The following is a 2,416-nucleotide window of genomic DNA, read 5'->3' on the forward strand; positions in this document are numbered from 1 at the left end:
CACCTGGATGGGCAAGGGCCACGTCAAGGTCCAGAACGTGCCCGACCCGAAGATCCTCAACTCCGGCGACGCGATCGTGAAGATCACCTCGACCGCGATCTGCGGTTCGGACCTGCACCTCTACGACGGGTTCATCCCCACGATGCGGCGCGGGGACATCCTCGGCCACGAGTTCATGGGCGAGGTGGTCGAGACCGGCCGGTCGGTGACGCGGCTCAAGCCCGGTGACCGCGTGGTCGTGCCGTTCCCCATCGCCTGCGGGCACTGCACGGCCTGCCAGCAGGGCCTGACGTCGGTGTGCGAGAACTCCAATCCCAACGCGGCGATGGCCGAGAAACTGATGGGGCACTCGCCCTGCGGGATCTTCGGCTACTCGCACATGCTCGGCGGTTATCCCGGCGGGCAGGCCGAATACGCGCGGGTGCCGTTCGCCGACTTCGGCCCCATCAGGATCGAGGACGGTATTCCGGACGAGAAGGTGCTGTTCCTGTCCGACATCCTGCCCACCGGGTACATGGGCGCCGAAATGTGCGACATCACCCCCGGTGACGTGGTCGCGGTGTGGGGCGCGGGCCCGGTCGGCCAGTTCGCCATCGCGAGCGCACGCCTGCTCGGCGCGGAACGGGTCATCGCGATCGACCGGTACCCGTACCGGCTGGACATGGCGCGGGAGAAGGCCGGCGCCACAGACGTGATCAACTACGAGGAAACCCCGGTGCTCGACGCGCTCGACGAACTGACCGCCGGGCGCGGGCCCAACGCGTGCATCGACTCGGTCGGCATGGAGGCGCACATCGACATCGGGCCGCTGCACGCCTACGACCGAACCAAACAGGCCATGGCCACCGAAACCGACCGCCCGCACGCGCTGCGCGAGGCGATCATGGCCTGCGGCAACGGCGGGGTGGTGTCGGTGATCGGCGTCTACGGCGGCCTGGTGGACAAGTTCCCGATGGGTTCGTTCATGAACCGTTCCCTGCGGATGCGCGCCGGGCAGTGCCACGTGCACCGTTATCTCGAACCGCTGCTGCGCTGGATCCGGGCGGGCGAGATCGACCCGAGTTTCGTGATCACCCACCGGATGAAGCTCGACCAGGCGCCCAAGGCCTACAAGATGTTCCGCGACAAGAAGGACAACTGCGAAAAGATCGTGCTCACCCCCTGACACCGGGGTGTCCCTGCGGCATCGCGGGGGGAGTGATGTTGCGCACGCCCTGGCCCGTTCGCGCACCGGCCGTCGACAATGGGACGGTTGCGGACTCCAGGGAGGCGTGGATGCAGGAACCGCTGTTCGGTTCGGTCGACGAGGTCGTGGAGCGCCTCGCCGGGGCCGGTTACCTCGCCTCCACCCCGGTGGCGACCACGGTGTTCCTCGCGGACCGCCTTGGCAAGCCGCTGCTGGTCGAGGGACCCGCCGGGGTCGGCAAGACCGAGCTGGCCAGGGCGCTGGCGCAGGTGACCGGCAGCGAGCTGATCCGCCTCCAGTGCTACGAGGGCATCGACGAGGCGCGGGCGCTGTACGAGTGGAACCACGCCAAGCAGTTGCTGCGCATCACGGCGGGGCGTGACGAGGCCTGGGAGGAAGCGCGGGATCAGGTGTTCAGCGAGGAGTTCCTGCTGGCCCGGCCGCTGCTCAAGGCGATCCGCAATCCGGATCCCACGGTGCTGCTGATCGACGAGGCGGACAAGGCCGACGTGGAGGTGGAGGGCCTGTTGCTGGAGGTCCTCGGCGACTTCCAGGTCACGGTGCCCGAACTCGGCACGATCACCGCCACCCGCCGCCCGTTCGTGTTGCTGACCTCCAACGCGACACGGGAGCTGTCGGAGGCGCTGAAGCGGCGGTGCCTGTTCCTGCACCTGGATTTCCCGCCCCCCGAGCTGGAACGCGACATCGTGACGCTCAAGGTGCCCGGCCTGGACGCGAAGCTCGCGGATTCGCTGGTGCGGGTGGTGGGCGCGCTGCGTTCGATGGAGCTGCGCAAGGCGCCGTCGATCGCGGAATCGGTCGACTGGGCGCGCACGCTGCTGGCGCTGGGCGCGGACACGCTCGACGAGAGCGTGGTCGAGGCCAGCCTCGGCGTGATCCTCAAGTACCAGGCCGATCACCGCAAGGCCGCCGCCGAGTTGCGGCTGGACCGGCTGCTGGACCGGGCCTCGTCGTGACCGGGCTGCCGCACCGGCTGGTGGAGTTCGTGGGCGCGCTGCGCGAGCACGGGATCGCGGTGGGCCCGGGGGAGACGGTGGACGCCGCGGCCGCGGTGGCGGTGCTGGGCCTGGCCGACCGGGAACAGCTGCGCTCGGCGCTGGCCGCGACCCTGCTGCGCCGGTCCGGGCAGCGGAGCACCTTCGACGCGCTGTTCGATCTGTTCTTTCCGTTCGCGGTGGGCAGTTCCGAGACCCGCGAGGAGTCCGGAGA

Annotated in this window: 2 protein-coding genes and 1 pseudogene; all 3 read left to right on the forward strand. The window is 69.3% G+C overall.

Annotated elements, in window-relative coordinates:
* The coding region (locus tag FNH05_RS36100; RefSeq protein ID WP_246128148.1) for a zinc-dependent alcohol dehydrogenase at positions 1 to 1,165 on the forward strand (1,165 nt) is incomplete at its 5' end.
* A gap of 110 nt (positions 1,166 to 1,275) precedes the next feature.
* Positions 1,276 to 2,163 carry an AAA family ATPase gene (locus FNH05_RS36105; protein WP_144593327.1) on the forward strand — a complete coding sequence of 296 codons (888 nt, stop codon included), beginning with the start codon at positions 1,276 to 1,278 and terminating at the stop codon, positions 2,161 to 2,163.
* A pseudogene (locus FNH05_RS36110) lies at positions 2,160 to 2,416 on the forward strand (hypothetical protein); the annotation flags it as partial. The gene FNH05_RS36105 and the pseudogene FNH05_RS36110, both read left to right, overlap by 4 nt.

The organism is Amycolatopsis rhizosphaerae, assembly GCF_007713715.1.
Taxonomy (GTDB): Bacteria; Actinomycetota; Actinomycetes; order Mycobacteriales; family Pseudonocardiaceae; genus Amycolatopsis_E; species Amycolatopsis_E rhizosphaerae.